Annotated in this window: 4 protein-coding genes and 1 riboswitch; of the genes, 3 read left to right on the top strand and 1 reads right to left on the bottom strand. The window is 73.1% G+C overall.

The window, feature by feature from the left end; genetic code table 11:
• Positions 1-103 precede the first annotated feature (103 nt).
• Positions 104-1,468: a sugar ABC transporter substrate-binding protein gene (locus tag ABZ493_RS21620; protein WP_430584174.1), complete on the bottom strand. Its 1,365-nt coding sequence runs from the start codon at positions 1,466-1,468 to the stop codon at positions 104-106.
• Between the two features lie 274 nt (positions 1,469-1,742).
• Here ABZ493_RS21620 and ABZ493_RS21615 point away from each other — a divergent pair, with 274 nt between their 5' ends.
• The 3 genes from ABZ493_RS21615 to ABZ493_RS21605 all read left to right on the top strand — a co-directional run bounded on the left by ABZ493_RS21615 (position 1,743) and on the right by ABZ493_RS21605 (position 5,543).
• Positions 1,743-3,113, top strand: coding sequence for a glycoside hydrolase family 27 protein (locus ABZ493_RS21615; RefSeq protein WP_430584173.1), 1,371 nt, complete (start codon positions 1,743-1,745; stop codon positions 3,111-3,113).
• A 162-nt stretch (positions 3,114-3,275) separates the two neighbouring features.
• A riboswitch (ZMP/ZTP riboswitch) is annotated at positions 3,276-3,363 on the top strand.
• 39 nt (positions 3,364-3,402) lie between these two features.
• Complete coding sequence (gene glyA / locus ABZ493_RS21610) at positions 3,403-4,686, top strand: serine hydroxymethyltransferase (RefSeq protein ID WP_430584172.1); 1,284 nt, start codon at positions 3,403-3,405, stop codon at positions 4,684-4,686.
• On the top strand, positions 4,683-5,543 hold the full coding sequence (locus ABZ493_RS21605; protein ID WP_430584171.1) for a tetrahydrofolate dehydrogenase/cyclohydrolase catalytic domain-containing protein: 861 nt from the start codon (positions 4,683-4,685) through the stop codon (positions 5,541-5,543). Before glyA ends, ABZ493_RS21605 begins: the two co-directional genes overlap by 4 nt.
• Positions 5,544-5,612: the final 69 nt, after the last annotated feature.

Genomic DNA, 5,612 nt, shown 5'->3' with positions numbered 1-5,612 from the left:
TTTCCCTCCGTGCCGTGTTGTCCCCGGGGGGGGGGGGCGCGGGGGGGGGGGGGGGCGGCCGGGGGGGGGCCCCCCCCACCGCGAGGTCAGGGGAGGGGCCGGATCAGGGCGCGGAGCCCGCCGCCGCGGCCTGCTCCGCCTGGGCGTTCGACTGGTCGAGCAGCTCCTGCATGCGCGGCTGCACCTCGGCGAGGTAGTCGGCCGCGTCCTGCTTGCCGTCCAGCACCGGCTGGATGCCGACCCACAGCTCGTCGTACCACTCGGCGCCGTACGTGAACGACGCCGGCATCTCGCGGCCGTAGTCCTCGGCGATGTCGAGGAACTCCTGGCGGTTCTTCGGCTCGACCGCGTCGTCCTTCTCGGACTCGGCCGCCCACTCCTTGGCCGTGTCGATCCGGTTCGGGATCTGGACGTTGGCGTCGACGAGGGTCTGCTGCGCGGTCTCGTCGGTGGACAGGTACGTGGCCAGCTTCACCGCGTCCTCGGGCAGGTCCGTGGTGTTCGAGACGCCGATGCCGAGCGAGCCGACCCAGGTGGCGGGCTCGCCGGTCTTGCCGACCGGCCAGGGCATGAGGTCGTACTCGAAGTCGAGCTCGTTGTAGGCGCTCATGTCCCACGGGCCGACGGGGAAGAAGCCGATCTCCCCGGCCATGAAGCGCTGGTAGGTGTCGAGCGTCTGGGCCTGCTCGGGGTTCGGGGTCACGCCCTCCTCGGTGAGGTCGGCGATGAACTGGATCGCCTCGGCGAACTCGGGGGTGTCGACCGTGACCTGCGTGTGGTCCTCGTTGGTCCAGTCGCCGCCGTTGCTCCAGACGAAGGACTGGGAGTTCCACTGGACGTTGAGCCCGGTGCCCCACTGGTCGGTCTCGCCGTCGCCGTCGGTGTCCTGGGTGAGCTTCTTGCAGATCTCGAGCCACTCGTCCCAGGTGAGCGGCTCGTCGGGGTCGGGCCGGTCGACCCCGGCCTTCTCCAGCAGGTCGGCGTTGTACCCGAACGCGAACGGGCCGATGTCCTTGGGCAGCCCGTAGAGCTTGCCCTCGGCGGTGCCCTGGACCGTGCCGTCGAAGCGGTAGGAGTCCACGCCGTACGGCCAGATGTTGTCGAGGTCGACGCCCTGCTCGGCCACCTGGTCGGTGATGTCCATGAGCACGCCGGAGCTGACGTAGGACTGCAGGCTGGCCTGCTCGATGTAGAAGACGTCGGGCACCTTGTTGCCCGCGACGGCGGCCTGGAGCTTCTGCGCGTACTGGTCCGCCGAGGTGACGATCATCTTCACCTTCACGCCGGTGTCCTCGGTGAAGCGGTCGATGGCCTCCTGGTAGGCCTTCTTCTCGTCGTCGCCGCCGCGGAACATGAACGTGAGCGTGCCGTCGTCGGCGCTGCTCCCGCCGCCGGAGCCGCAGGCGGCGAGGGTGCTGGTGGCCACCAGCGCGACGGCGATGCCGCCGATCAGGCGTGACTTCCTCATCACGGGGTCCTCTCGGGGAGATCCGGTCCGCGTCGGCGCGGCGTCGCCCCGATGCGGTTTACATCGATGAAGAGCCATCGACGGCGCCCAATCTGACACGGCTCGGGTCGCGCGGTCAAGTGGCGCAGGTCACGCCTCTGCAACGATGAAGAGAGCGGGGCGCGCCGGGTTGACCCACGAGCGTGGCGCGGCGATTGACCGGGCCGTCGCCGGCGGGCAGGATGGCGCCTCCTACAACGATGTATCGCCGCGGGTGCGGCGAGGGGGAGCGACGGTGCACGAGCAGGTGGGCGGGCCGAAGGCAGCCAGGGCAGAGGCGACGCGGCCGCCCATGGGCTGGAACTCGTGGGACAGCTACGGCACCACGGTCACCGAGACCGAGGTGCTGGCGAACGCGCGGCTCCTGGCGACCCATGACGGCGGGGCGCTGGCCGCCGCCGGGTGGGACACCGTGGTGGTGGACATCCAGTGGTACGAGCCGACGGCGCGCGCGGGCGGCTACAACGACGGCGCGCCGCTGCTGTTCGACGAGCACGGATTCCTCCAGCCGGTGCCCGCGCGCTTCCCGTCGTCCGCGGGCGGCCGCGGCTTCGCGCCGCTCGCCACCGCCGTGCACGACCTGGGCCTGCGATTCGGCATCCACCTCATGCGCGGCATCGCGCGCCGCGCGGTCGAGGCGGACCTCCCCGTCCCCGGCACGCCGTACCGCACCGGCGAGATCGCCGACCGGGCCAGCACGTGCCCCTGGAACTCCGACTGCTACGGCCTGCGTCACGACCACCCCGGCGCGCAGGCCTGGCTCGACGCGATGGTCGACCACGTCGTCGGCTGGGGCGTCGACTTCCTCAAGGTCGACGACATGCTCGCGCCGTACCACCGGGACGCCGTGGAGGCGCTGTCGCTCGCCGTCCGCCGGGCCGAGGAGCGGCACGGGCGCCGGGTCGTCGTCTCCCTGTCGCCGGGCACGGAGCTGTCCCTCGCCCACCTCGAGCACCTGCGGGAGCACGCCGACATGTGGCGGGTCTCGGACGACCTGTGGGACCGGTGGCCCGACGTCGAGGCGCAGCTCGGCCGCATGGCCCGCTGGGCGCCGCACTCCGGGCCCGGCGGCTGGGCCGACGCCGACATGCTGCCGCTGGGCCGCGTCGGGGTGCGGGCGGAGCGCGGCGAGCCCCGCCACTCGCTGCTGTCCACCGCCGAGCGTCGCACGATGCTGAGCCTGTGGTGCCTCGCGCGCTCGCCGCTGTTCGTGGGCGGCGACCTGCCCACCTCCGACGACGCGACGCTCGCCGACCTGGCGCACGCGGGCGTCCTCGAGGTCGCGCGCCGCTCCGGCGGCGGCCGCGAGCTCCTGCGGGAGGGGGAGCGGGGCGCCGAGACCGTGGTCTGGGGCGCCGCGACCGACGACGGCGCCACGCGCTGGGCGGGCGTCTTCAGCACCGCGCCCGACGCCCGCCGGGTGCGCGTGCCCGCCGCCTCCGCGGGGCTGCCGGGGAGCCCCGGGTCGGTCGTCGACGTGTGGTCGGGGGAGGCGATGCCGCTGCTCCCCGCGTCCGCGGCGACCGGCGGCGACACCGTGCTCGACGTCGAGGTCCCCGCGCACGGCGTGCGCCTGCTGCGGCTCGACCCCTCGCCCGCCGCGTGAGGCGCGGTGCGTCGGCCCGGCGACCGCTGCCCCTCGCGAGGTAGTCCGCAACCCCGCGAGATAGTGGTCCAATCCACTACCTCGCGGGGATTCGGACCACCTCGGCAGGTCGGGACTCCCTCGCGGGCGCCACGGCGGCGGGCCGAGGGAATCGGCTAGGATCGCGAGGGTCGCGACTGGCGTACAGGTGGATCACCACCGGGGAGCGACGCGCTGTGCAGACGACGGGTCGTTCGCCTGGGCCCGGTCGTCGTCCGACACGTCCGTCCGACACAGCAGGAGAACGCCGATGAGCACTCCCGACCCCACGTTCAACGCGCCCCTGGCCGAGCTCGACCCCGAGATCGCGGCCGTCCTCGACGGGGAGCTGGCCCGCCAGCGCGACACCCTCGAGATGATCGCGAGCGAGAACTTCGTCCCGCGCGCGGTGCTGCAGGCCCAGGGCAGCGTCCTGACCAACAAGTACGCCGAGGGCTACCCGGGCCGCCGCTACTACGGCGGCTGCGAGCAGGTCGACATCGCGGAGAACCTCGCGATCGCCCGCGCCAAGGACCTGTTCGGCGCCGAGGCCGCCAACGTGCAGCCGCACTCGGGGGCGCAGGCCAACGCGGCCGTGCTGCACGCCCTCATCAACGCGGGCGACAAGATCCTCGGTCTCGAGCTGGCCCACGGCGGCCACCTCACGCACGGCATGAAGATCAACTTCTCCGGCAAGCTCTACGACGTCGGCGCCTACGGCGTGGACCCGCAGTCGTACCGGATCGAGATGGACGAGGTGCGCAAGCGCGCCCTCGAGCACCGCCCCGACGTCATCATCGCCGGCTGGTCCGCCTACCCCCGCCACCTCGACTTCGCCGCGTTCCGCGAGATCGCGGACGAGGTCGGCGCCAAGCTCTGGGTGGACATGGCGCACTTCGCCGGCCTCGTGGCCGCCGGGCTGCACCCGAGCCCGGTGCCGCACGCCGACGTCGTGTCCTCCACGGTGCACAAGACGATCGGCGGCCCCCGCTCGGGCTTCATCCTGAGCAAGGAGGAGCACGCCAAGAAGATCAACTCGGCCGTGTTCCCGGGCCAGCAGGGCGGCCCGCTCATGCACGTGATCGCGGCCAAGGCCGTGGCGTTCAAGGTCGCCGGCACCGACGAGTTCAAGGACCGTCAGGAGCGCACGCTGCGCGGCGCGCAGATCATCGCCGAGCGGCTGTCGCAGGCGGACGTCGCCGAGCAGGGGGTCTCCGTCCTCACCGGCGGCACCGACGTGCACCTGGTGCTCGTCGACCTGCGGAACTCCGCGCTCGACGGCCAGCAGGCCGAGGACCTCCTGCACGACGCCGGCATCACCGTGAACCGCAACGCCGTGCCGTTCGACCCGCGCCCGCCGCGCGTCACCTCCGGCCTGCGCATCGGCACGCCGGCGCTCGCCACCCGCGGGTTCGGCGACGCCGAGTTCACCGAGGTCGCCGACATCATCGCCGTCGCGCTGCGCGACGGCGCCGCGGCCGACGTCGACGCGCTCGCGGCCCGCGTCGCGACGCTCACCGCCGACTTCCCGCTCTACCCCGGGCTGCAGCAGTGACGGCCCGCCTGCTGCCCGGCAAGCCGGTCGCGGACGCGGTCTTCGCGGACCTCGCCCCGCGGATCGACGCCCTGGTCGCGGCGGGGCACCGCCCCGGCCTCGGCACGATCCTCGTCGGCGACGACTCGGCGAGCGCCGGGTACATCCGGATGAAGATGGACAAGGCGACCGAGCTCGGCTTCACCTCGCCGCACATCCACCTCCCGCAGGACGCCACCCAGGCGGACGTCCTCGCGGCGGTCCGCGAGATGAACGACGCCGACGACGTCGACTCCGTCCTCATCCAGAACCCGACGCCCCCGCAGATCGACTTCGACGCGGCCATGCTCGCGCTGGACCCGGACAAGGACGTCGACGGCCTGCACCCCGTGAACATGGGGCGCCTCGCGCTGGGGATGCCCGGCCCGGTGCCGGCGACGCCGGCGGGGATCGAGACGCTGCTGGCGCACTACGAGATCCCGGTCGCCGGTCGCGAGGTCTGCATCCTCGGCCGCGGCACCACCCTCGGGCGGCCCCTGGCGCTGCTGCTCTCGCAGAAGCGCCCGACGGCGAACGCCGCCGTCACCGTGGTCCACACCGGGGTGCCGGACTGGCCGGAGTACACCAGGCGCGCCGACATCGTGATCGCGGCCGCCGGTGTGCCGGGCATCCTGCAGCCGGAGCACCTGACGCCGGGCGTCACCGTGGTGGGCGGCGGTGTCCGGTACGAGGGCCGCAAGCTGCTCCCGGACGTGGACGAGTCGTGCGCCGAGGTCGCCGGGGCGATCACGCCGCGCGTCGGCGGCGTCGGCCCGACGACGATCGCCATGCTGTTCCGCAACGCGGTGGAGGCCGCGGAGCGCCAGGCGCCGAGATAGAGAACCCGGACCCGCGAGATGGAGAGGCCCGGGAACGACACGCAAGCTTGCGCGTCGTTCCCGGGCCTC

The organism is Isoptericola sp. NPDC019482, assembly GCF_040632295.1.
Classification (GTDB): domain Bacteria; phylum Actinomycetota; class Actinomycetes; order Actinomycetales; family Cellulomonadaceae; genus Isoptericola.
This window is presented reverse-complemented; position numbering and strand designations above follow the sequence as displayed.

Excerpts from the sequence above, each read along its gene's own strand:
- glyA (WP_430584172.1), top strand. The coding sequence starts at position 3,403 with ATGAGCACTCCCGACCCCACGTTCAACGCGCCCCTGGCCGAGCTCGAC.
- ABZ493_RS21620 (WP_430584174.1), bottom strand. The coding sequence starts at position 1,468 with ATGAGGAAGTCACGCCTGATCGGCGGCATCGCCGTCGCGCTGGTGGCC.